This is a genomic window from Micromonospora sp. NPDC005215 (assembly GCF_040607915.1).
In the GTDB taxonomy this organism is placed as follows: domain Bacteria; phylum Actinomycetota; class Actinomycetes; order Mycobacteriales; family Micromonosporaceae; genus Micromonospora.
The window spans coordinates 1-21,396 of the sequence record NZ_JBEXHQ010000059.1 but is presented as its reverse complement, the minus strand read 5'-3'; the positions used below and the strand labels follow the sequence as shown (position 1 = coordinate 21,396).

Annotated in this window: 23 protein-coding genes; 8 read left to right on the top strand and 15 right to left on the bottom strand. The window is 71.7% G+C overall.

The window, feature by feature from the left end:
* Nucleotides 1–78 precede the first annotated feature (78 nt).
* The 5 genes from ABZU25_RS30455 to mug are packed head-to-tail and all read left to right on the top strand — an operon-like array spanning nt 79 to nt 3,719.
* Nucleotides 79–1,011: a TIGR04222 domain-containing membrane protein gene (locus ABZU25_RS30455; protein ID WP_355032784.1), complete on the top strand. Its 933-nt coding sequence runs from the start codon at nt 79–81 to the stop codon at nt 1,009–1,011.
* Entirely contained in the window at nt 1,008–1,826 is an 819-nt protein-coding gene (locus ABZU25_RS30450) for a DUF692 domain-containing protein (RefSeq protein ID WP_355032783.1), read from the top strand. Before ABZU25_RS30455 ends, ABZU25_RS30450 begins: the two co-directional genes overlap by 4 nt.
* Nucleotides 1,823–2,347 (top strand): hypothetical protein, encoded by a 525-nt coding sequence (locus ABZU25_RS30445; RefSeq protein ID WP_355032782.1) that lies wholly within the window; start codon nt 1,823–1,825, stop codon nt 2,345–2,347. The genes ABZU25_RS30450 and ABZU25_RS30445 overlap by 4 nt, the downstream gene beginning before the upstream one ends.
* A complete protein-coding gene (locus ABZU25_RS30440) occupies nt 2,332–3,093 on the top strand; it encodes an SDR family oxidoreductase (RefSeq protein WP_355032781.1) in 762 nt (253 codons plus the stop codon). Before ABZU25_RS30445 ends, ABZU25_RS30440 begins: the two co-directional genes overlap by 16 nt.
* Nucleotides 3,094–3,122: 29 nt before the next feature.
* Entirely contained in the window at nt 3,123–3,719 is a 597-nt protein-coding gene (gene mug, locus ABZU25_RS30435; RefSeq protein ID WP_355032808.1) for a G/U mismatch-specific DNA glycosylase, read from the top strand.
* A 120-nt stretch (nt 3,720–3,839) separates the two neighbouring features.
* On the opposite strand, the gene ABZU25_RS30430 is transcribed toward mug, so the two are convergent.
* The 3 genes from ABZU25_RS30430 to ABZU25_RS30420 all read right to left on the bottom strand — a co-directional run bounded on the left by ABZU25_RS30430 (nt 3,840) and on the right by ABZU25_RS30420 (nt 6,972).
* Nucleotides 3,840–5,816, bottom strand: a complete 1,977-nt coding sequence (locus tag ABZU25_RS30430) for an ABC transporter ATP-binding protein (RefSeq protein WP_355032807.1) — start codon at nt 5,814–5,816, stop codon at nt 3,840–3,842.
* A gap of 114 nt (nt 5,817–5,930) precedes the next feature.
* Nucleotides 5,931–6,698 (bottom strand): enoyl-CoA hydratase/isomerase family protein, encoded by a 768-nt coding sequence (locus ABZU25_RS30425; RefSeq protein ID WP_355032780.1) that lies wholly within the window; start codon nt 6,696–6,698, stop codon nt 5,931–5,933.
* Nucleotides 6,699–6,744: 46 nt separating this feature from the next.
* Entirely contained in the window at nt 6,745–6,972 is a 228-nt protein-coding gene (locus ABZU25_RS30420; protein WP_074312753.1) for a helix-turn-helix domain-containing protein, read from the bottom strand.
* A gap of 216 nt (nt 6,973–7,188) precedes the next feature.
* On the opposite strand from ABZU25_RS30420, the gene ABZU25_RS30415 reads away from it, so the two are divergent.
* Complete coding sequence (locus tag ABZU25_RS30415) at nt 7,189–7,788, top strand: cadmium resistance transporter (protein WP_355032779.1); 600 nt, start codon at nt 7,189–7,191, stop codon at nt 7,786–7,788.
* Between the two features lie 23 nt (nt 7,789–7,811).
* Here ABZU25_RS30415 and ABZU25_RS30410 read toward each other — a convergent pair whose 3' ends face one another.
* Nucleotides 7,812–9,416, bottom strand: a complete 1,605-nt coding sequence (locus ABZU25_RS30410) for an ABC-F family ATP-binding cassette domain-containing protein (protein WP_355032778.1) — start codon at nt 9,414–9,416, stop codon at nt 7,812–7,814.
* Nucleotides 9,417–9,679: 263 nt separating this feature from the next.
* Between ABZU25_RS30410 and ABZU25_RS30405 the strand changes: the two genes are divergently transcribed.
* Complete coding sequence (locus tag ABZU25_RS30405) at nt 9,680–10,603, top strand: neutral zinc metallopeptidase (RefSeq protein ID WP_355032777.1); 924 nt, start codon at nt 9,680–9,682, stop codon at nt 10,601–10,603.
* Nucleotides 10,604–10,657: 54 nt separating this feature from the next.
* Here ABZU25_RS30405 and ABZU25_RS30400 read toward each other — a convergent pair whose 3' ends face one another.
* The 11 genes from ABZU25_RS30400 to ABZU25_RS30350 form a co-directional block, all read right to left on the bottom strand.
* Nucleotides 10,658–11,017: an SgcJ/EcaC family oxidoreductase gene (locus ABZU25_RS30400; RefSeq protein WP_355032776.1), complete on the bottom strand. Its 360-nt coding sequence runs from the start codon at nt 11,015–11,017 to the stop codon at nt 10,658–10,660.
* A 98-nt stretch (nt 11,018–11,115) separates the two neighbouring features.
* Nucleotides 11,116–11,772, bottom strand: a complete 657-nt coding sequence (locus ABZU25_RS30395; RefSeq protein ID WP_355032775.1) for an acVLRF1 family peptidyl-tRNA hydrolase — start codon at nt 11,770–11,772, stop codon at nt 11,116–11,118.
* A 52-nt stretch (nt 11,773–11,824) separates the two neighbouring features.
* A complete protein-coding gene (locus ABZU25_RS30390; RefSeq protein WP_355032774.1) occupies nt 11,825–12,457 on the bottom strand; it encodes a LysE family transporter in 633 nt (210 codons plus the stop codon).
* 931 nt (nt 12,458–13,388) lie between these two features.
* Nucleotides 13,389–13,910, bottom strand: a complete 522-nt coding sequence (locus tag ABZU25_RS30385) for a metal-sulfur cluster assembly factor (protein WP_355032773.1) — start codon at nt 13,908–13,910, stop codon at nt 13,389–13,391.
* Nucleotides 13,907–14,380 (bottom strand): Fe-S cluster assembly sulfur transfer protein SufU, encoded by a 474-nt coding sequence (gene sufU / locus ABZU25_RS30380; protein ID WP_355032772.1) that lies wholly within the window; start codon nt 14,378–14,380, stop codon nt 13,907–13,909. Before sufU ends, ABZU25_RS30385 begins: the two co-directional genes overlap by 4 nt.
* Nucleotides 14,380–15,684 (bottom strand): cysteine desulfurase, encoded by a 1,305-nt coding sequence (locus ABZU25_RS30375; RefSeq protein WP_355032771.1) that lies wholly within the window; start codon nt 15,682–15,684, stop codon nt 14,380–14,382. Before ABZU25_RS30375 ends, sufU begins: the two co-directional genes overlap by 1 nt.
* A 20-nt stretch (nt 15,685–15,704) precedes the next feature.
* A complete protein-coding gene (gene sufC, locus ABZU25_RS30370; RefSeq protein ID WP_355032770.1) occupies nt 15,705–16,478 on the bottom strand; it encodes a Fe-S cluster assembly ATPase SufC in 774 nt (257 codons plus the stop codon).
* Complete coding sequence (locus ABZU25_RS30365; protein ID WP_355032769.1) at nt 16,478–16,804, bottom strand: non-heme iron oxygenase ferredoxin subunit; 327 nt, start codon at nt 16,802–16,804, stop codon at nt 16,478–16,480. Before ABZU25_RS30365 ends, sufC begins: the two co-directional genes overlap by 1 nt.
* On the bottom strand, nt 16,804–17,955 hold the full coding sequence (gene sufD, locus ABZU25_RS30360; protein ID WP_355032768.1) for a Fe-S cluster assembly protein SufD: 1,152 nt from the start codon (nt 17,953–17,955) through the stop codon (nt 16,804–16,806). The genes ABZU25_RS30365 and sufD overlap by 1 nt, the downstream gene beginning before the upstream one ends.
* An 81-nt stretch (nt 17,956–18,036) precedes the next feature.
* Nucleotides 18,037–19,467: a Fe-S cluster assembly protein SufB gene (gene sufB / locus ABZU25_RS30355; protein WP_355032767.1), complete on the bottom strand. Its 1,431-nt coding sequence runs from the start codon at nt 19,465–19,467 to the stop codon at nt 18,037–18,039.
* On the bottom strand, nt 19,464–20,186 hold the full coding sequence (locus ABZU25_RS30350) for a transcriptional regulator (RefSeq protein WP_355032806.1): 723 nt from the start codon (nt 20,184–20,186) through the stop codon (nt 19,464–19,466). The genes sufB and ABZU25_RS30350 overlap by 4 nt, the downstream gene beginning before the upstream one ends.
* 176 nt (nt 20,187–20,362) lie before the next feature.
* On the opposite strand from ABZU25_RS30350, the gene ABZU25_RS30345 reads away from it, so the two are divergent.
* Entirely contained in the window at nt 20,363–21,328 is a 966-nt protein-coding gene (locus ABZU25_RS30345) for a COX15/CtaA family protein (protein WP_355032766.1), read from the top strand.
* The last annotated feature ends 68 nt before the right edge of the window (nt 21,329–21,396 follow it).

Genomic DNA, 21,396 nt, shown 5'->3' with positions numbered 1-21,396 from the left:
CGGAGGCACCGGCTCGCCGACCGTGGCGAGGCTGCTCCACAATGGGGCCGCCGATCCCTCCGGCGACAGGAGCAGTCGATGATCGTCAACGCCGCGTCGGGCGACACCTGGGGCATCCCCGGCCCGACCTTCCTCCGGTTCTACCTGGTGGCGACAGCCGTGGTGGTGGCTGTCGCGGTGTACCACCGGGTCCGTCTGGCGGCCGGGTCGAGCGCTGCCATGACCATCGACCCCCTCGGGTCACAGCAGGTCGCGTACCTCAACGGCGGCCCCCAGCTCGCGGTGCACGCCGCGCTCGGCGGGCTGCGGGGCAGCGGCGCGGTCGGCGTACGACCGGACCGTCGGCTGACCACCGTCGGCGCCGCCCCGACCGGGCTCACCCCGCTGGACCAGGCCATCCACTGGGCCGCGCACCAGCACGCCCGGGTCGGGGACCTGGCGCAGGACGAGCGCGTACGCGTCGCGCTGCACCAGATCCGCAACGGCCTGGAGCAGCGCGGGCTGCTGACGAACGACGCGCAGCGAGCGCGTGCCCGCTTCTGGGCCACGATCCTGATCGCCCTGCTGGGCCTCGGCGTGCTCCGGTTGGTCTCCGGCCTGTTCAGCGGTCACCCGGTCGGTTACCTGCTGCTGACCCTGGTGGCGCTCCTGGTCGTCACGCTGGTGCTGCGCCGGGCGCCCGTGCTCACCCGGGCCGGTCGATCCGCGTTGCGCGACGTCCGCCGTCAGCACACCCACCTCGCCCCGGGCTCCGCGCCGGCCTACGCCACCTACGGAGCGGCCGGCGCGGCGATGGGCGTGGCCCTGTACGGCACCGCCACGCTCTGGGCGCTCGACCCGGGCTTCGCCGAGCAGGCCGAGATCCAGCGCCAGGCCGCCTCCGGCAGCGGCGGCTGGACGGGCGGCTCCGACGGATCGAGCGGCGGGGGCGGCGACAGCTCCGGCGGGGGCAGCTCCTGCGGCGGCGGTGGGGGCGGAGGGTGCGGAGGCGGCGGCGGGTGCGGCGGATGACCGGGCCGTCCGGGGTGGGCATCGGCTGGCGGCCGGAGATCGCCGGCTTCGTGGCCGACCTGCCCGGGCTGCGCTTCGTCGAGGTGGTGGCCGAGGCGGTGTCCGCGTCCGGGCCGCTCCCACCCGGCCTGGCACAGCTGCGGGAGCGCGCGGTCACCGTCGTACCGCACGGGGTGCGGCTCTCCCTCGGCGGCGCCGAGCCGGTCGACCCGGCCCGGGTCGCCCACCTGGCCGCGGTCGCGCACCGTGTCGACGCGCCGCTGGTCAGCGAGCACATCGCGTTCGTCCGAGCGGGCGGCCTGGAGGCCGGGCACCTGCTGCCGCTGCCGCGTAGCCGGGAGGCGGTCGCCGCGGTCTGCGCCAACGTGGCACGGGCACAGGCCGAGCTGCCGGTGCCGATCGCGCTGGAACCGATCGCCGCGCTTGTCGACTGGCCCGACGACGAGTTGGACGAGGCGGACTTCCTCACCGAGATCCTCGACCGGACGGGGGCGCTGTTGCTGCTGGACGTGGCGAACGTGTACGCCAACGCCCGTAACCGGGGCACCGACCCGCTGGCGTTGCTGGATCGGCTGCCGTTGGAGCGGGTCGCGTACGCCCACGTGGCCGGCGGCGCGGAGCACGGCGGGTTCTACCACGACACCCACACCGACCCGGTGCCGGCGGCGGTGCTGGAGCTGGTCGAGGCGCTCTGCGCCCGACGACGACCACCGGCGCTGCTGTTGGAACGCGACGGCCACTACCCGCCGGCCGCCGAGCTGCGCGCCGAACTGGACGCCCTGGCCGCGACCGCGGGCTTCCCGGTCGTGACGTGACGGGCACCGATCCCCGCGCCGGACTCGCCGAGCGACAGGCGGAGCTGGTCGCGACGCTGGTCGCCGGCGGACCCACACCACTGGGGTTCGCACCGGCCCCACTGGCCGCCGCCCGGGCGGCCCTGCTGCGCAAACGTGCCGGCGAGGTGGCCCGACACTGGCCGCTGCTCGCCGCCGGCCTCGGTGCCAGGTGGACGACGACCTTCGCCGACTGGGCCGCACGGCGACCGACCGCCGGGTCACTGCGCGACGGCTGGGACCTGGCCCGTGCGCTACACGGAGAACGGGCGCTGCCCCCGGTGGCCGCCGAGGAGTTGGCCGTCCGGGAGGCGCGCCTGCGCTACGACGGGCTGCGGGCGCCGCGTCCACGCCGGTTGCCGGCGGTGGGCCGCGCCGGCGGCGCCGTCGCGGTGCAGATCGCCGGTCGGGTACGCCTGCTGCGCCCCGCCCCGCGCCCACCCACCCTGGGTGTCGACGGGGTGCCGGATGCGGCAGGATCGGCGTTATGGATCTCGGACTGACCGACCGCGTGTACGTCCTCACCGGCGCCTCCCGGGGCCTGGGTTACGCGACCGCGCAGTGCCTGGTCGCGGACGGGGCGCGGGTGGTGCTCTCAGCCCGGGACCCGGATGCCGTGGCCGCCGCCGCGGAGCGGCTGGGTGGTCCCGCGCATGCCGTCGGGCTGACCGCCGACCTGGCCGACCCGGAGACCCCGGGGCAGCTCGTCGCCGCCGCCCAGGAGCACTTCGGTCGGCTCGACGGCGCGCTGATCTCGGTTGGCGGGCCACCGCCGGGCAACGCCGCGGCGATCACCGACGAGCAGTGGCGGCTCTCCTTCGAGACGGTCTTCCTGGGCACCATCCGCGCGGTCCGCACGGTGGCCGACGCGCTGCCCGAGGGCGGCGCGATCGGGCTGGTGCTCTCCACCTCGGCGCGTGGCCCGGTGCCCGGTCTCGGCATCTCCAACGGTCTACGGCCCGGCCTGGTCGGCGCCGCGAAGGACATCGCCGACGACTACGGCCCGCGCGGGGTCCGGGTCGTCGGCCTGTTGCCCGGCCGGATCATGACCGATCGCAACCGGGAACTCTTCGGGGCGACCGGCGACCCGGAGCGGGCCCGCGCCGAGGCGGAGGCCGTAATCCCGCTGCGTCGCGTCGGCGACCCCGCCGAGTTCGGCCGGGTGGCCGCGTTCGTGCTCTCCCCCGCCGCGAGCTACCTGACCGGGATCACCCTGCCGGTCGACGGCGGCGCGCTCCGCGGGCTGTGACGCCCGACCCGGTCCGCCCCTCCGGCTCGGTGACGCCGGCCCGGCCGACCCGAGCAGCGACGCCCAAGACGGCCCGGCCGACCCGCGCGGACCTGGCGGCGGCCGCGGACCGGACCATCCCCGACGTGCTCGCGCCGGGGCTGGCGGTGCTCTTCGTCGGGATCAACCCGGGCCTCTGGTCGGCCGCCACGGGCTGGCACTTCGCCCGCCCCGGCAACCGGTTCTGGCCGGCGCTGCACCGGGGCGGGTTCACCCCTCGGCTGCTGCACCCGAGCGAGCAGGACGAGCTGCCCGCCCTCGGCCTCGGCATCACCAACATGGCCGCCCGGGCCAGCGCCCGCGCGGACGAGCTGAGCAGCGCGGAACTCCTCGACGGGGCCGCGATCCTGACCGACAAGGTGGCCCGGTACCGGCCGCGCTGGGTGGCGGTGGTGGGCGTGACCGCGTACCGGATCGGTTTTCAACGGCCCAAGGCCGCCTTCGGGCCGCAACCGGAGTCGTTGGCCGGGGCGCGGCTGTGGGTGCTGCCCAACCCGAGCGGCCTGAACGCGCACTTCACGCCGGTCACGCTGGGCGCCGCGTTCGCCGAGTTGCGGGTGGCGACCCACCTACCGGCACGGCCCTGATCACCTCCGGCTCACGAAAGTCGGGCTGTCGACGCGACCCGGACACCCCGGCTTCCAGGAACCCGAGTCGATCAACGCGCGGCACAACTGACGGCCGGGACCCGGGGGTCGGACCGACGGTCAGTTGGCGGCGGCGGGCGGCATGGCCTCGTCGGCGATGTAGGTGCCCAGTGGCATGACCACCGGCTCGGGGCCGGTCGCGTCGACGAACGGGGTGGGCGAGTCGGCGACCGCGAACTGGGTGCGGTACAGCTCGGCGTAGAGCCCACCGACCGCGACCAGCTCGTCGTGGCGTCCACGCTCGACGATCCGCCCGCCGTCGAGCACGAGGATCTGGTCGGCGTCGCGGACGGTGGACAGCCGGTGCGCGATCACCAGGGCGGTACGCCCCGCCAGCGCCACCGACAGCGCCCGCTGCACCGCCGCCTCGCTCTCCGAATCCAGGTGTGCGGTCGCCTCGTCGAGGATCACGATCGACGGGGCCTTGAGCAGCAGTCGGGCGATGGCGATGCGCTGCTTCTCGCCACCGGAGAAGCGGTAGCCGCGCTCCCCCACAGTGGTGTCCAGCCCGTCGGGCAGCGACCGGACGAGGTCGGCGACCTGGGCGCCGGCGAGCGCCGCCCAGATGTCGTCGTCGGTGGCGTCCGGTTTGGCGTAGCGCAGGTTCTCGGCAATCGACTCGTGGAACAGGTGCGAATCCTGGGTGACGACGCCGATCTCGTCGCGCAGGGAGGCGAGGGTCGCGTCACGCACGTCGACCCCACCGACAAGCACCTGCCCGTCGCTGACGTCGTAGATCCGGGAGATGAGCATGGACAGCGTCGACTTGCCGGCGCCGGACGGGCCGACCAGGGCGACCATCTGCCCCGGCTCGACGCTGAACGAGACGCCCTTGAGCACCGGCTCGTTGACTGTGCGGTCCAGCGTGGCGACCTCCTCCAGGGAGGCGAGGGAGACCTCGGCGGCACTCGGGTAGCGGAACCGGACGTCGCGGAAGTCGACCCGGCCGGTGCCCCGGGGCACCGGCACCGCGTCCGGCTTCTCGACGATGCCGGGCTTGAGGTCGAGCACCTCGAAGACCCGGTCGAACGAGACAAGCGCGCTCATCACGTCCACGCGCACATTGGAGAGCGCGGTGAGCGGCCCGTACAGCCGCGTGAGCAGCAGCGCGAGGGTCACCACTGTGCCCGCGCTGACGCCGCCGGTGACGGCGAGCCAACCGCCGAGGCCGTAGGTGAGCGCCTGCGCCAGTGAGGCGACAAGCAGCATCGCCACGAAGAACGTGCGGGAGTACATGGCGGACTGGATGCCGATGTCGCGGACCCGCTCGGCCCGGCCGGCGAACCGGCTGGCCTCGATCTCGGGCTGGCCGAAGAGCTTCACCAGCAGCGCGCCGGCCACCCCGAACCGCTCGGTCATTGTCGCGTTCATCTTGGCGTCGAGGTTGTACGACTCGCGGGTGATGTCGGCCAGCCGCCGACCGACCCGGCGGGCCGGGATGATGAAGATCGGTAGCAGCACCAGCGAGAGCGCGGTGATCTGCCAGGAGAGGGTGAACATCACCGCCGCGGTGAGCACGAGTTGGATGACGTTGCTGACCACACCGGACAACGTCGAGGTGAACGCCCGCTGGGCGCCGAGCACGTCGTTGTTGAGCCGGCTGACCAGGGCGCCCGTCTGGGTGCGTGTGAAGAACTGCAACGGCATCCGCTGCACGTGGTCGTAGACCCGGGTGCGCAGGTTGAAGATGATGCCCTCGCCGATCCGGGCCGAATACCACCGTTGGGCCAGCGAGAGGAGCGCGTCGACGACCGCCAGCACGGCGATGAACAGGGCCAGCCGCACCACGAGTCGGCCGGCCTCGGTGCCGCCCCGGTTGATCGCGTTGATGACGTCGCCGGCGAGCACCGGTGTGGCCACGCCGATGACGGCGGCCAGGACCACGGTGACCAGGAAGACGACGATGTCGCGCCGGTAGGGCTGGGCGAAGGCCACGATGCGTCGGGCGACCCCGCGCTTGAGCCGGTGGGTGGACACCTCGTCGCTGTTGCGCATCGACCGGAGCATGCTCCACCCGACCATGCCACCGCCGGACATCGGGTTGGACATCGCTCACCTCCGGGTCGTCGGGCGGACTGCACCGTCAGGCCAATTCTCCCGACGACTGTGACAACCTCGGTCGTAACCCGGATCTTCCCGTCCGGTCCTTACCTATTCTCCCCGGCCAGCCAGATCGCGCAGTCGGCGGGTCTGTGCCTCCCGCTCGGCGCGCTGCTGGTCGGCGTGCGACCGGCCCGCCGCACCCGCCAGCAGGGCCTTGATCTCCACCACCGCGTCGCGGGCGCCGGCGAGCAGCCCCGCGGTCAGGTCCTGGACCGCGCCGTCCAGCTCGCCCGGTGGCACCACCAGGGTGGCCAGCCCGATCCGGTCCGCCTCGGCGGCGTCCAACCGGCGGCCGGTCGCGCAGATCTCCAGCGCCCGCGCGTAGCCGACCAACTCCACGAGGCGCTTCGTGCCGGCCAGGTCGGGCACCAGGCCGAGGGTCACCTCAGCCATCGACAGCTTCGCATCCGCGGCCAGCACTCGCAGATCGCAGGCGAGCGCGAGCTGAAAGCCGGCACCGATCGCGTGGCCCTGCACGGCCGCGATGGAGATGACGTCCGGCCGGTGCAGCCAGGTGAAGCCCGCCTGGAACTCCGCGATGTGCGCGGCGCACTCCTGCTCGGGCAGCGTGGCCAGCTCCGCGAAGGAGCCGGGGCCGGAAGCGCCAGCCACCGCGAGGTCGAGGCCGGCGGAGAACGCACGCCCCTCGCCCCGGACCACCACCACCCGCACGTCGCCGGGCAGCTCGCGGGAGAAGTCGCTCATCGCCCGCCACATGGCGGGCGTCTGAGCATTGAGCACGTCGGGCCGGCACAACGTCACCGTGGCGACCGGCCCGTCGCAGGTCAACCGAACCCCGGTCGCCTCGGTGGTCACCGGGCGGTCCGGGGCGTGGCGCTTGTCGACGACGCTGGGAGGCGGGTCACGCCTTCTTGCGGCGCCGGGCACCGCCGCGCTGACGCAGCTGCACCCCTGACTCGGTGAGCACTCGGTGGATGAACCCGTAGGAACGGCCGGTCGAGGCCGCCAACGCGCGGATGCTCTCCCCCGACGTGTACCGCTTTACCAGGTCCTTGGCGAGCGTCTGACGCTCGGCTCCGATGATCCGGCGACCCTTCTCAGTGCTGGTGGCTGTGCCAGTGGCTGCCATGCTGTGTCCTCACGTCCCAGACTGTGCGGTTCGGATACGGTCCCACCTATTAGACCGCCTCGAACGATCATGCGCCAGATATCAACTCTTCGCCAACCGACACGCTATGCAATGTCAGCTTCCCGATAGAGTGATCCTGGCAATCGACCCCGGCGTGGTGTCCAGGCGTACCACCGCCGCGTGCTGGCGGCTGGCGGCGACCCGTAGCCTTCGGTCGTGATCGACCTGTTGGGCACCGCGGCCGGAGCGGCAGTGGTCTTCGCCGCCACCGACATCGACGACATCGTCATCCTGACTCTGTTCTTCGTCGCGGCCCGCACCACCGGGCGGCCCCGACCCTGGCACATTGTCGCCGGCCAATACCTCGGCATCGGCGCGCTCGCGCTGGCCAGCACTGTGGTCGCGGCCGGCCTGCTGGTGGTGCCGGACCCGTGGACGGGGTTGCTCGGGCTGCTGCCGATCGCGCTGGGCGTACGCGCGCTACGGGGTACCGACGACGACGAGACCCCCACTGTCGTCACCGGCCTGCTCGGGGTGGCCGGGGTGACGATCGCCAACGGCGCCGACAACGTGGCCGTCTACGTACCCGTCTTCCGCGCCCTCGGCGCCGCCGACAGCGCGGTCTTCCTGCTGGTGTTCGTGCTGCTGATCGCCCTGTGGTGCGCCGCCGGCGCCTGGCTGGGCGGGCACCCCCGCGTGGTCCGGCTGGTCGAGCGCGCGGGCCACTGGCTGGTGCCGGCGATCTTCGTCGGCGTCGGGGTGGTGATCCTGGTCAGCTCCGGTGTGCTGGGTCGGCTCGTCGACCTGCTCGGCTGAGGACGGCCCGCCGGAGACGCCGGTCAGGCCAGCTCGACCAGCTCGAGCAGGTCGTCGCTCCAGGCGTCCTCGTCACCGTCGGGCAGCAGGATCGCGCGGTCCGGCTTGAGCGCGAGCACCGCCCCCGGGTCGTGGGTGACCAGGACGATCGCGCCCGGATAGTTGGCGATGGCGTCGAGCACCTGCTCCCGGCTGACCGGGTCGAGGTTGTTCGTCGGCTCGTCGAGCAGCAGCACGTTGGCACCGGAACAGACCAGGGTGGACAGGGCCAGCCGGGTCTTCTCACCACCGGAGAGCACCCCGGCCGGCTTGTTCACGTCGTCCCCGGAGAAGAGGAACGCGCCGAGGATCTTGCGCAGGTCGGTGTCGGACTGCTCGACGGCGGCGGCGCGCATGTTCTCCAGTACGGTCCGCTCCACGTCCAGCGTCTCGTGCTCCTGGGCGTAGTAGCCCAGCCGCAGGCCGTGACCCGCGTGCACCTCGCCGGTGTCCGGGGTGAGCAGCCCGCCGAGCATCCGCAGCAGGGTGGTCTTGCCGGCGCCGTTGAGCCCGAGGATGGCCACCCGAGAGCCCCGGTCCACCGCGACGTTGACGTCGGTGAAGATCTCCAGCGAGCCGTACGACTTGGACAGGCCGGTCGCGGTGAGCGGGGTCTTGCCGCACGACGCGGGGTTGGGGAAACGCACCTTGGCCACCCGGTCGGCGACCCGCACATCCTCCAGGCCCGAGATCAGCTTCTCGGCGCGGCGGGCCATGTTCTGGGCGGCCACGGTCTTGGTGGCCTTGGCCCGCATCTTGTCGGCCTGCGCCATCAACGCGCCGGCCTTCTTCTCCGCGTTGGCCCGCTCCCGACGGCGACGCCGCTCGTCGGTCTCGCGCGCCTCCAGGTACGCCTTCCAGCCCAGGTTGTACACGTCGACAACGGATCGGGTGGCGTCGAGGAACCAGACCTTGTTGACCACCGACTCCAGCAACGCGCCGTCGTGGGAGATCACGATCAGGCCGCCCTTGTGGTTGGCGAGGAAGCCGCGCAACCAGGTGATCGAGTCGGCGTCGAGGTGGTTTGTCGGCTCGTCGAGCAGCAGGATGCCGCCGCCGTTCTCGCCCGCGTCGCGGAACAGGATCCGGGCCAGCTCGATGCGCCGGCGCTGACCGCCGGAGAGGGTGCCGATGGTCTGCGCGAGCGCCCGGTCCGGCAGACCGAGGTTGGCGCAGATCCGGGCGGCCTCGGCCTCGGCCGCGTACCCGCCGAGCGCGGCGAACTGGTCCTCCAGCGCGCCGTAGCGGCGGACCAGCTTGTCGCTGGTGTCCTCGGCGAGGCGGGCCTCGATCTCCTGCATCTGGGACATCAGCACGTCCAGGCCGCGCGCCGAGAGCACCCGGTCGCGGCCGGTCACCTCCAGGTCGCCGGTGCGCGGGTCCTGCGGGAGGTAGCCGATGGCACTGCGCTTGTCGATCTGGCCGGCGTACGGCTGTCCCTCACCGGCGAGCACCTTCAGGGTGGTGGTCTTGCCGGCGCCGTTGCGACCGACCAGGCCGATCCGGTCACCCGGCTGCACGCGCAGGGTGGTGTCGGACAGCAGGATCCGGGAACCGGCACGCAGTTCCAGGCCGGTGGCTGTGATCATGTTTTCGGGCTCGCTCTCGGGGTCTGGAAGGCTGACTCGGGGCACGCGAAACGGCCGGCGGGCTCAAGGGGCCCGACGGCGCGGGGCGGTTCAGCCTTCGCAGCGCAGCACCCGACAAGTGTACCGGGCGCTCCCCAGCGCCCCGCTCGGATTACCAATCAAGATCATCGGGTACCGGAACGCCTGTCCGGACCCCGTCCGGCACCGAAGCGACGAACCGACACATAAAAGACATTCACTGGCATACGGCGATCGGGGTCAGCATGGAACTCAACGAGCGGGCCGAGCTCGACACCTCACAGGCCAACGACCTGGGTCGGGGTGGCGGCGGGTCGGGCGGCGGCCTCGGCATCCCCATCCCGGGCGGCGGCGGTCGGGGCGGCATCATCGGCATCGTGGTGGCCGTACTCGTCGCCCTGCTCGGCGGCGGGTTCGGTCTCAACGCCATGACCAACGGCGACGAGGGCGGCCAGGCCGGAGGTGGCGACCTGGAGCAGGCGTGCTCCACCGCGAACCCCGACCGTCTCGACGACGCGCGCTGCCGCAACCTGCTCTTCGTCAACAGCGTCCAGGACTACTGGCAGAAGGCGTACCCGGAGTTGGGCAACGGCAAGTACGAGCCCACCACCACCAACTTCTTCCAGGCCGCCGTGAACACCGGCTGTGGGCAGGCCGACTCGGGCGTCGGCCCGTTCTACTGCCCCGCCGACCGGAAGGTGTACATCGACCTGAGCTTCTACGACGAGCTGGCGTCCCGGTTCGGGGCGAAGGGTGAGTTCGCCCAGCCGTACGTGCTCGCCCACGAGTACGGCCACCACATCCAGAACCTGCTCGGCACCAACGCCAAGGCCGGCCAGGGCGACCAGAGCGGCCCCCGCTCCGCCTCCGTGCGACTGGAGTTGCAGGCCGACTGCTACGCCGGCGCCTGGGCCAAGCACGCCACCGAGAGCAAGGACAAGACCGGGCGGGAGCCGCTGTTCACGTCAATCACCGAGGCCGACATCAGCCAGGCCGTCGACACCGCCGAGGCGATCGGCGACGACAGCATCCAGGAGCGCTCCGGCGGGCGGGTCAACCCGGACCAGTTCACCCACGGCACGTCCGAGCAGCGCAAGCGCTGGTTCACCCGGGGCTACGACGGCGGCGACCCGAAGAACTGCGACACCTTCGGCACCGACCAGCTCTGATCCGACCTGCCCCGCCCCGTCAGCGCCGACCACGCTGGCGGGGCGGTTGTCGCTCTAGTCGAGCCTGGAGACCTGGTAGTGCTCGATCAGCCAGTCGTCGTCGATCCGCCGCACGACCACGCCGAGGTGCACGGTCAGGGTGGGGCGGTCGGTGAAGCCGAACCGCACCTCCAGATAGCCGAGGACCAGGTCGTCGGCGAGTCGGCGGGCCTCCCGGATGTCGTACGCGGCGGTCAGCCCGAGCGGCTGGGCGGCGTAGTACGCGGCGACCCCGGCCCGGCCGACGGTGTACGGGTGCAACCCCTGGAAGATCGCGTCCCCGGTGAAGTACGACGCGACACGCTCCGGCTCGTGGGCGTCGACAGCGGACTTCCACCGGTCGAGGACGGTACGCAGGATCTGGGCGTCGGACATGGTGATCTCCCTGCTGGCGGCGCGCCTCCACCTGCCCATACTCCGGCCGTCGGCACGGCGGCAGGTCAGGAACCCCGTTTTGCGTGGCGGTCGTCTCCTCAGCCGACCGGTGCCGGGTCGCGCAGTCGGATGTGCACCGCACGGGCTGCGGTCGCCGCCGCGACGAGCACGGCGTGCCGAGGCTCCGGCACGTCGAGCAGCCGCTCCGCGCGCAGCGGCACGAGCGGGGCCAACCGCCGGTCGGCCAGCACCGTGTCCACCGCCCGCCGGTCCCCGCCGCAGACCACAGCGGTCAGCGTCGCCACGGCCGGCAGGAGCAGGCGTACGGCCAGGTCCGCCGCATCACCCATCGCCGCCTTGGCCTGGTTGTCACGCCGCCGGGCGAACCGCTGCTGTGACCATCCGCCCGCGGCGGTGCGCCCCTGCACGTAGCGGCTGTCCACCTTGGAGACGACCAGGTCGCCGCCCTCGGCCACGCCGACGGCCACCGCGCCCTTGCGGGCCAGCAGCAGGCCGATCCGGCGGGGCGCGACGGCGGCGGCCACGAACCCGGCGACGTCGTCGCTGGCCGGCGCCCCGGGTGGGGCGTACAGCTCGGCGGTTGCCCCGTCGTCGGCGGTGAGCAGCAGCCCGTACTCCCGGGCGGTGGTGGTGTGCGGGCCGTGCCGGTCGGCGAAGCCCTCGACCCAGCGGCCGACGCGGGCCGGATCGACCTCCACCCACCGGCCGCCCCCGGCTGCGGGTCGACTGGTCACCGCCCGACCGTACGGCACGCCGGGCCCGGCCGGGCCCTCGGGCGGGGACCGCTCAGCCCGGCAGCAGCGCGGCCACCGCCAGCGCGGCGATCAGCGCGCTGGAGACCAGACCGGTGACCAGCCGCCCGCGCGGACTGCCCAACGCCCGACCGACCACTGTGCCGCCGCCGGCGATGAGCAGCTGCCAACTCGCCGACGCCAGGAACACGCCCGCCACGAAGAGCACCGCCGCGCCCGCGCCCGCGCTGGCGGTGTCCCGACGGCCGAGCACCAGCGCGGTGAAGTAGAGAACCGTCGCCGGGTTGAGCAGGGTCAGCCCGAGCAACGCCGCGTAGGCCCGCCCCGGAGTGCTCAGACCCCCACCGACGGGTGCCGCCGGCGTCTGCCGCGACCGGTGCGCGGACCAGGTCCGCCACAGGCCGTGCGCGGCCAGACCCAGCAGGACGACTGCCGCGACCACCCGCAGCGGCCCGGCGACCGGCGCGACGACCCCGGCCAGGCTGGCGCCACCGAGCGCGGCGATCGCCGCGTAGAGCCCGTCGGCCGTCGCCACCGCGAGCGCCGCCGCGGCACCGACCCGGAACGAGGTACGAGCACTCAGGCCCAGGATCAGGATCGCGATCGCGCCGACCGGGATGGCGACGCCGTACCCGGCCACCAGACCGGCGAGCAGCGCCTCGGTCACGGGAGTCGGTGGCGGGTCGAGGCTCGCCCCCGGACCGGCCGCTGTCGACGCACGGCAGTCGCCGCGCGGACAGGGACCTGCATCGGGTACGCCTCAATCACACAGGCATCCTGCGCGCCGACGCCACGCCCGCGCCACCGCATTTCCCCGCCGCCGCATCCCGCGCCCCGCGCCCCGCGCCCCACGCCCCGCGCCCCGCGCCCCGCGCCAAGATCTACGCAACTTCCCCGATGTTGCTGCCTCCGCCGCGCCAGAGACAGCAACATCCCTGATATCGCGCGGATCTTGCGACGAGCAGCGTGCTCGGCCGGTCGGGAGCGGGGGTTCGGGACGCCAGCGGCAAGGTCTGCTCGAACCAGGATGGAGTGGCCACGAAGCGCCAGGACGCCACTACATCCTGGACAACGCCCTTGCGTTAGGGCAGAGGGTTCCCTGGCAACTCAGGTGGCGCCCCCTGTCGTCGACCTGCCGCCGGTCGGGGCGGCGCCGCCGCGGTCAGCGATATACCTCTGAGGTATGAATATGACTCCTTGCTATACGGCTAACCAGCAGTTTCCCGTCCGAAAGCAGCACGCGACGCCCCCGCGCGCCGACCTAGCCGTCACGGTTGTCGACATGAGCGCGATGCCCCTGCGGTCGGACAAGCGCAAGATCCCACAGCGGAGACAGTCCGGCCCAGCCTTGTCACCCCCACAGCTCGCTGATCGACGAGGCGGGGTGGGCTGACGAACAACCGCTCCGCCAAACGCAACGGCGTTGACAGGAAGTAGTGGCCTCCCGGCTCGCCGACACCACTCGATCCTGGGTCTAACTAGCACGATCTTGGATCGAGGGGGCACGGTCCGCAGGGCGCGAGAGGCGGGAAAAGGGTCGAGCGCGACGCCCCCGGTCGGGGGTGTCGCGCTCGACGGGCAGAACCGACCAGGTCGGCTCAGACGTTGAAGCCGAGGGATCGGAGCTGGTCCCGGCCCTCGTCGGTGATCTTGTCCGGGCCCCACGGCGGGAGCCACACCCAGTTGATCCGGATGTCGTTGACCAGGCCGCCGCCGGGGCCGGTGGTCAGCGCCTGCCGGGTCTGGTCCTCGATCACGTCGGTCAGCGGACAGGCCGCCGAGGTGAGCGTCATGTCGAGAGTGGCGACGTTCTCGTCGTCGACGTGCACGCCGTACACCAGGCCCAGGTCGACCACGTTGATGCCCAGCTCCGGGTCGACGACGTCCTTCATCGCCTCCTCAATGTCGGCGATCATGGCCTTACTGACGCCGCCCGCCGGGGCGACGGAGTCGCCGGCACCATCTGTCGTGACGGCACCATCGGTCGTGACGGCACCATCGGTCGTCACGGCACCATCGGTCGTCACGGCGCCATCGGTCGTGACGGCGTCGGTTTGCGACGCCGCAACGGCGTCACCGGCCTCCGGCGTCGCTGCGGTAGCGGTGTTCTCGCTGCTCATGCCTTCACCTCCGGGCTCACGCCCACACCGGCGCGTGCCGCGGCGTCCTTGAACGCCATCCACGGCAGCAGCGCGCACTTGACCCGGGCGGGGTAGCGGGCCACACCCGCGAAAGCAACCCCGTCACCGAGCACGTCCTCGTCCGGCGTGACCTGACCACGCCCGGACATCAACTCCACGAACGCCTCGTGCACCTCGAAAGCTTCCCCGGCGCCCCGACCGCGCAGCAACTCGTGCAGCACGCTCGCCGACGCCTGGCTGATCGAGCAGCCCATGCCGTCGTACGAGATGTCGTGCAGCACGTCGCCGTCGGTGGCCACCCGCACGGTGACCTCGTCGCCGCAGGTGGGGTTGACGTGGTGGGCTTCCGCGACCTGGTCACTCGGGTCGTCGGCGTCCCGCAGGCCACGCCCGTGCGGGCGCTTGTAGTGGTCCAGGATGATCTCCTGGTAGAGCTGGTCGAGTTGCATCAGTCGAACACCTTCCGCACCTGCTCCAGACCGGCCACCAGAGCGTCGATCTCCTCGGTGGTGGTGTAGAGGTAGAACGAGGCCCGGGTCATCGCCGGGACACCGAACCGGCTGCACACCGGCTTGGCGCAGTGGTGGCCCACCCGCACCTGCACGCCGAGCGAGTCCAGCACCTGACCCACGTCGTGCGGGTGCACGTCACCCAGCGCGAACGAGATGGTGCCGCCCCGGCCGACCGGCACGGTCGGACCGAAGATCCGCAGGTCGGGCACCGCGCCGAGGGCGTCCAGCGCGTACGCCGTCAGCTCCTTCTCGTGCCACTGGATGGCCGGCATGCCGATCCCGGTGAGGTAGTCCACCGCCGCGCCGAGCGCGACCGCCTCGGCGATCGGCGGCGTGCCCGCCTCGAACCGGGTCGGCGGCGCGGCGAACGTCGAGCGGGCCATGGTGACCGTCTCGATCATCGAACCACCACCGAACACCGGCGGCATGGCCGCCAGCAGCTCGGCCCGGCCCCAGAGCACGCCGATACCGGTCGGGCCGAGCATCTTGTGGCCGGTGAAGACGATGTAGTCGGCGTCCAGGTCGACCACGTCGATCGGCAGGTGCGGCACCGACTGCGAGCAGTCCAGCAGCAGCAGCGCGCCCACCTCACGGACCCGCGCGGTGATGCGGGAGGTGGCGTTGACAGTGCCCAGGATGTTCGACATGTGCACCAACGAGACGATCTTCGTCCGTTCGGTGACCAGGTCCTCCAGGCCGGACTCGTCCAGTCGGCCCTGGTCGGTGACGGGGAACCAGCGCAGGGTCGCGCCGGTGCGTTCGCAGAGCAGCTGCCACGGGACGATGTTCGAGTGGTGCTCCATCTCGGAGATCACCACCTCGTCGCCCGGCCCCAGCCGGAACCGCGGGTCGCCGTCCGCGCGCAGTGAGGCGTTCGAGAAGGCGTACGCCACGATGTTGATCGCCTCGGTGGAGTTCTTTGTGAACACCACCTCGTCGGTGCTCGGCGCGGAAATGAACGCGGCGACCTTGGCCCGCGCCCCCTCGTACGCCTCGGTGGCCTCGGTGCCCAGCGTGTGCACCGAACGCGACACGTTGGCGTTGTGCCGCGCGTAGTGCTCGTCGAGCACGTCGAGCACCTGGCGGGGCTTGTGCGAGGTGTTGGCGCTGTCGAGGTAGACCAGCGGGTGCCCGTTGATCTCCCGGCTCAGGATCGGGAAGTCGGCGCGCACCCGGGCCACGTCGAAACGTGGCACGTCGTCGTACTGCGGCATCCCCGCGGGGATCGCGATGCTGGTCATCTCGGCAGCGCCTCTCTCGCTCAGGCCTTGGCCGTGCCGGCCCCGGCGGCGTACCGCTCGTAGCCCTCGGCCTCGAGCTTGTCGGCCAGCTCCGGGCCGCCCTGCTCGACGATCCGGCCGGCCACGAAGACGTGCACGAAGTCCGGCTTGATGTAGCGCAGGATCCGCGTGTAGTGGGTGATCAGCAGCACGCCGGTGTCGCCGGTGTCGCGGACCCGGTTGACGCCCTCGCTGACCACACGCAGCGCGTCCACGTCGAGGCCCGAGTCGGTCTCGTCGAGGATGGCGATCTTCGGCTTGAGCAGCTCCAGCTGGACGATCTCGTGCCGCTTCTTCTCACCGCCGGAGAAGCCCTCGTTGACGTTGCGCTGGGCGAACGCCGGGTCCATCTGGAGGCGCTCCATCGCGCCGCGCAGCTCGCCGCCCCAGGTCCGCAGCTTCGGGGCCTCGCCGTCGATGGCGGTCTTGGCGGTCCGCAGGAAGTTGGCCACCGAGACGCCGGGCACCTCGACCGGGTACTGCATGGCCAGGAAGAGGCCGGCGCGGGCGCGCTCGTCGACCGTCATGGCGAGGACGTCCTCGCCGTCGAGGGTCACCGTGCCGCTGGTGATCTCGTACTTGGGGTGACCGGCGATCGAGTACGCCAGGGTGGACTTGCCGGAGCCGTTAGGCCCCATGATCGCGTGGGTCTCACCGGACCTCACGGTCAGGTCGACGCCGGCCAGGATCGGCTTGAGCTCACCCTCGGGCAGCTTGACCGACACCTTCAGGTCGCGGATCTCCAGGGTGCTCATTATCGGGTCACTCCATTACTCGGCGTCAGGCTGAGGTAGATGTCGCCGTCGCGGACTTCGACGGGGTAGACGGGGACGGGTTCGGTGGCCGGCAGACCGGAAGGCTGCCCGGTGCGCAGGTCGAAGCGCGAGCCGTGCAGCCAGCACTCCAGCGTGCAGCCGTCGACCTCGCCCTCGGAGAGGGCGACCGAGGCGTGCGAGCACTCGTCGTAGGCGGCGTAGAACCCGCCGTCCTCGCCGTGCACAAGCGCGATCGGGGTGCCGTCGACGTCCGCGCTGATCGCGGTGCCCTTTGGCACGTCCTCGGCGGAGCAGATCCGGATCATCAGGCGCCCGCCTTGGTGAGCCGGGCCTCGATCGCGTCGCCGAGGCGCTCGCGCAGCGACTCCACCGGGATCTTGTTGATCAGCTCGGCGAAGAAGCCGCGGACCACGAGGCGGCGGGCCTCGCTCTCCGGGATACCCCGGGCCATCAGGTAGAAAAGCTGCTCGTCGTCGAAGCGGCCGGTCGCGCTGGCGTGGCCGGCGCCGGCGATCTCGCCGGTCTCGATCTCCAGATTGGGTACGGAGTCCGCCCGCGCGCCGTCGGTGAGCAGCAGGTTCCGGTTGATCTCGTACGTGTCGGTGCCGGTCGCCTCGGCCCGGATCAGCACGTCGCCGACCCAGACGGTGTGCGCGTCCGCGCCCTGCAGAGCGCCCCGGTAGCCGACGTAGCTGCGGCAGTCCGACACGCTGTGGTCGACCAGTTGCCGGTGCTCCAGGTGCTGGCCGGAGTCGGCGAAGTAGACGCCGTACAGCTCTGCCTCGCCACCCCGGCCGGTGTATTCCACGCTGGTGAACTGCCGGACCAGGTCGCCGCCGAGGGTGACCTGGACGTGCACCACCCGGGCGTCCCGACCCAACGTGATGGTGACGTGCTGCGCCTGGACCGCGTCCTGGGCCCAGTCGGCGACAGTGACCAGGGTCAGCTTCGCGCCGTCGGCGACAAGCACCTCGACGTTGTCGGCCAGCGTGGCCGAACCCTCCTGGGAGAACACGACAGTGGCCTCCGCGAACCGACCCACCTGGACCTGGGTCCGGGCGAAGGCCAACTCCTCGGGGTACGCGCCCAGCAGGCGGACGACCACCGGCTCGGACACGACGGCCTCGGCCGCCACCTCGACCAGCGCGACGCGCGCCGCCCCGCCGTGGGCCAGCGCGCTGATCCGGTCGGTCGGCACCGACGCGGACGCGACGCTGGCGTCGGTCGGCTCGACGAGCCGCACCGACACCCCGGCCGGCAGGTCCGGGTGCTCGACGGTGACGCCCCGGCCGGTAGCGGCCGAGGTGTCCGCCGTGGCCAGACCGCGCAGGCGCTTGAGCGGGGTGAAACGCCACTCCTCCTCCAGGCCGGTGAGGGCCGGGAAGTCAGCGACGTCGTACGAGCGCAGCGCCTGCGACTTGGTGCTGGGCGGCGGCGCGGAAGCCTGGGTAGTCATTTCTTCCTTGGTCTGTTCTGTTCTGCGACGACGATGTCAGGTCGACGATGTCAGGTCGGCCGGCAGGGGGAACGGACGGCGTCAGCCGACCGCGCCCTCCATCTGAAGCTCGATCAGGCGGTTGAGCTCCAGCGCGTACTCCATCGGAAGCTCCTTGGCGATCGGCTCGATGAAGCCGCGCACGATCATGGCCATCGCCTCGTCCTCGCTCAGGCCCCGGCTCATCAGGTAGAAGAGCTGGTCGTCACTGATCTTGGAGACGGTCGCCTCGTGCCCCATCGACACGTCGTCCTCGCGGATGTCGACGTACGGGTAGGTGTCCGAGCGGGAGATGGTGTCGACCAGCAGCGCGTCGCACTTGACAGTGCTCCGGCTGTGGTGCGAACCCTCCAGCACCTGCACCAGACCCCGGTACGAGGTGCGGCCGCCGCCACGGGCGATCGACTTGGAAATGATGGTCGAGGAGGTGTGCGGGGCGGCGTGCACCATCTTGGCGCCGGCGTCCTGGTGCTGACCCTCGCCGGCCATCGCCACCGAGAGCACCTCGCCCTTGGCGTGCTCGCCGGTCATGTAGACCGCCGGGTACTTCATTGTCACCTTGGAGCCGATGTTGCCGTCGACCCACTCCATGGTCGCGCCCTCGTGGCAGACGGCGCGCTTGGTGACCAGGTTGTAGACGTTGTTCGACCAGTTCTGGATGGTCGTGTAACGGCAGCGCGCGTTCTTCTTGACGATGATCTCCACGACCGCGCTGTGCAGCGAGTCGGAGGAGTAGAGCGGCGCGGTGCAGCCCTCGACGTAGTGCACGTACGCACCCTCGTCGACGATGATCAGCGTCCGCTCGAACTGGCCCATGTTCTCCGTGTTGATCCGGAAGTAGGCCTGCAGCGGGATCTCCACCTGCACACCCTTCGGCACGTAGATGAACGAGCCACCGGACCACACGGAGGTGTTCAGAGCGGCGAACTTGTTGTCGCCGACCGGGATCACCGAGCCGAAGTACTCCTTGAAGACGTCCTCGTGCTCGCGCAGCGCCGTGTCGGTGTCCAGGAAGAGGACGCCCTGCTCCTCAAGGTCCTCACGGATCTTGTGGTAGACGACCTCGGACTCGTACTGCGCGGCGACACCGGCGACCAGGCGCTGCTTCTCCGCCTCCGGGATGCCCAGCCGGTCGTAGGTGTTCTTGATGTCCTCGGGCAGGTCCTCCCAGCTGGTGGCCTGCTTCTCGGTCGACCGCACGAAGTACTTGATGTTGTCGAAGTCGATCCCGCTGAGGTCCGCGCCCCAGGCCGGCATCGGCTTACGGCCGAACAGCCGCAGACCCTTCAGCCGCAGGTCGAGCATCCACTGCGGCTCGCTCTTCTTGGCCGAGATGTCCCGCACCACCGCCTCGTTGATGCCGCGCTGGGCGACCGCCCCGGCGGCGTCCGGGTCGGACCAGCCGTACTCGTACCGACCCAGGGCGGCAAGCTGCTCTTCCTGGGTCAGGGGCTGGACAATCTGCTCGGTCATCTATCTGTCCTCACAGTGGTGACGGGATTACCGGATTGAGCACGCCCCGGCTGGGTCGGAATGTGCGTGGTGCACACCCCGTCGCCGTGCGCGATGGTGGCAAGGCGCTGCACGTGGGTGCCGACCAGACGGGAGATCACCGCGGTCTCGGCCTCGCACAGCTGAGGGAACTCGGCGGCCACGTGCGCCACCGGGCAATGGTGCTGGCAGAGCTGACCGCCGGAGGCGATCGTGGTCGCGTTGGCAGCGTAACCCTCGGCGGTGAGCGCCGCGGCGAGTGCCTCGGCCCGCGCGAGAGGGTCGTTGCCGGCGTCCTCCATGGCCGTCCGACAGCGCGACTCCAGGGCGGACACCTGCTCGGTGGCGAACGCCTCGACCGCGTCCGACCCGCCGCTGCGGGCGATCCACCGCAGCGCGGCGGTGGCCATGTTGTCGTAGTGATGGGTGCCACAGCGGACCCGGCCGGCCTCGGTCAGCATGAACACCTTGGCCGGACGCCCCCGACCGCGGCTGCCCTGCACGACCTGCTCGCGGGCGTACACATCACCGTCGGCGAACATCGCGTCGAGGTGCCGGCGGATCGCCGCCGGGCTGAGCCCGAGGGCGACGCCGAGCTGCGCCGCGGTGGTGGCCCCCCGCTCCAGCAGCAGTTGGGTGACCCGGTCGCGGGTGGAGATCTCCGCCGCCGTGGCCGCACCGGGCGCCGCCGACGTGGTCACGACCGGGGCGGACGCGGACGCGCCGACAGCCGGGTCAGCCGTCGGCCGATGCCCAGGAAGCGCCGCCACGTTTTTCACAACGCCAACGTTACGTAATTACCCGGAGGGTCGCAAACCCGGGCCCCGGTGATCCGAACCACCGAGCCGACGGAGTCGGACGCACCTCGATCACTACGGTGCGTAGGATTTGCGCCGTGAACCGAATCGCCCGTCCGGTCCCCGGCATCCTGCTGCGCCGCCTCGCGCTCACCTCGATCATCGCGAACGTGGGCATCGTCGTCACCGGCGGGGCCGTCCGGTTGACCTCCTCGGGCCTCGGCTGCCCCACCTGGCCCCGGTGCACCGACGATTCGTACGTCACCACCCCCGAGATGGGTGTCTACGGGGTGATCGAGTTCAGCAACCGGATGCTGACCTTCGCGGTGGGCCTGATCGCGCTGGCCACCCTGCTGGCCGTACTGACGCTCCGGCAGCGCCGACCCGGGCTGCTGGCCCTCGCGGTCGCCGTGTTCCTGGGCATCCCCGCCCAGGCGGTGGTCGGTGGCATCACCGTGCTCACCAACCTCAACCCGTGGGTGGTCGGCCTACACTTCCTCGCCTCGATGGCGGTGATCGCCGCCGCGTACGCCCTCTGGCGGCGCATCGGCGACCCGGACGGCCCGACCGTGGCCGTGGTGCCCACGCCGCTGCGCGTACTGGCCCGGGTCACCACCGGCGTAGCGGTAGCGGTGCTGGTCATCGGCACCTGGGTCACCGGCAGCGGCCCGCACGCCGGCGACCACGGCGCCGCCCGCAACGGGCTCGACCCGGAGTCGATCTCGCAGGTGCACGCGGACGCGGTCTTCCTGCTGATCGGCCTCTCGGTGGCGCTGATCTTCGCGTTCCGCGCCGTCGGTGCGCGGCAGGCCACCCGTGCCGCGATCGTCCTGGTCGCCGTGGAGCTGGGTCAGGGCTTGATCGGCTTCGTGCAGTACTTCACCCACGTGCCGGCGCTGCTGGTCGGCGCGCACATGCTCGGCTCCTGCGTGGTGCTGCTGGCCACCCTGTCGGTGCAGTGGTCGACCCGCGAGCGCCGCCCGGTCACCCCGGCAGCCGAGACCACCCCGGCCGACACCGCCACCGCCGTCCCGGTCACCGCCTGACGCCCGGCGCGCCCCGCGCCCTACCGGCTGGCCCCGGCGCTGCGCACGGCTGGCCTGGACCGGGTGAA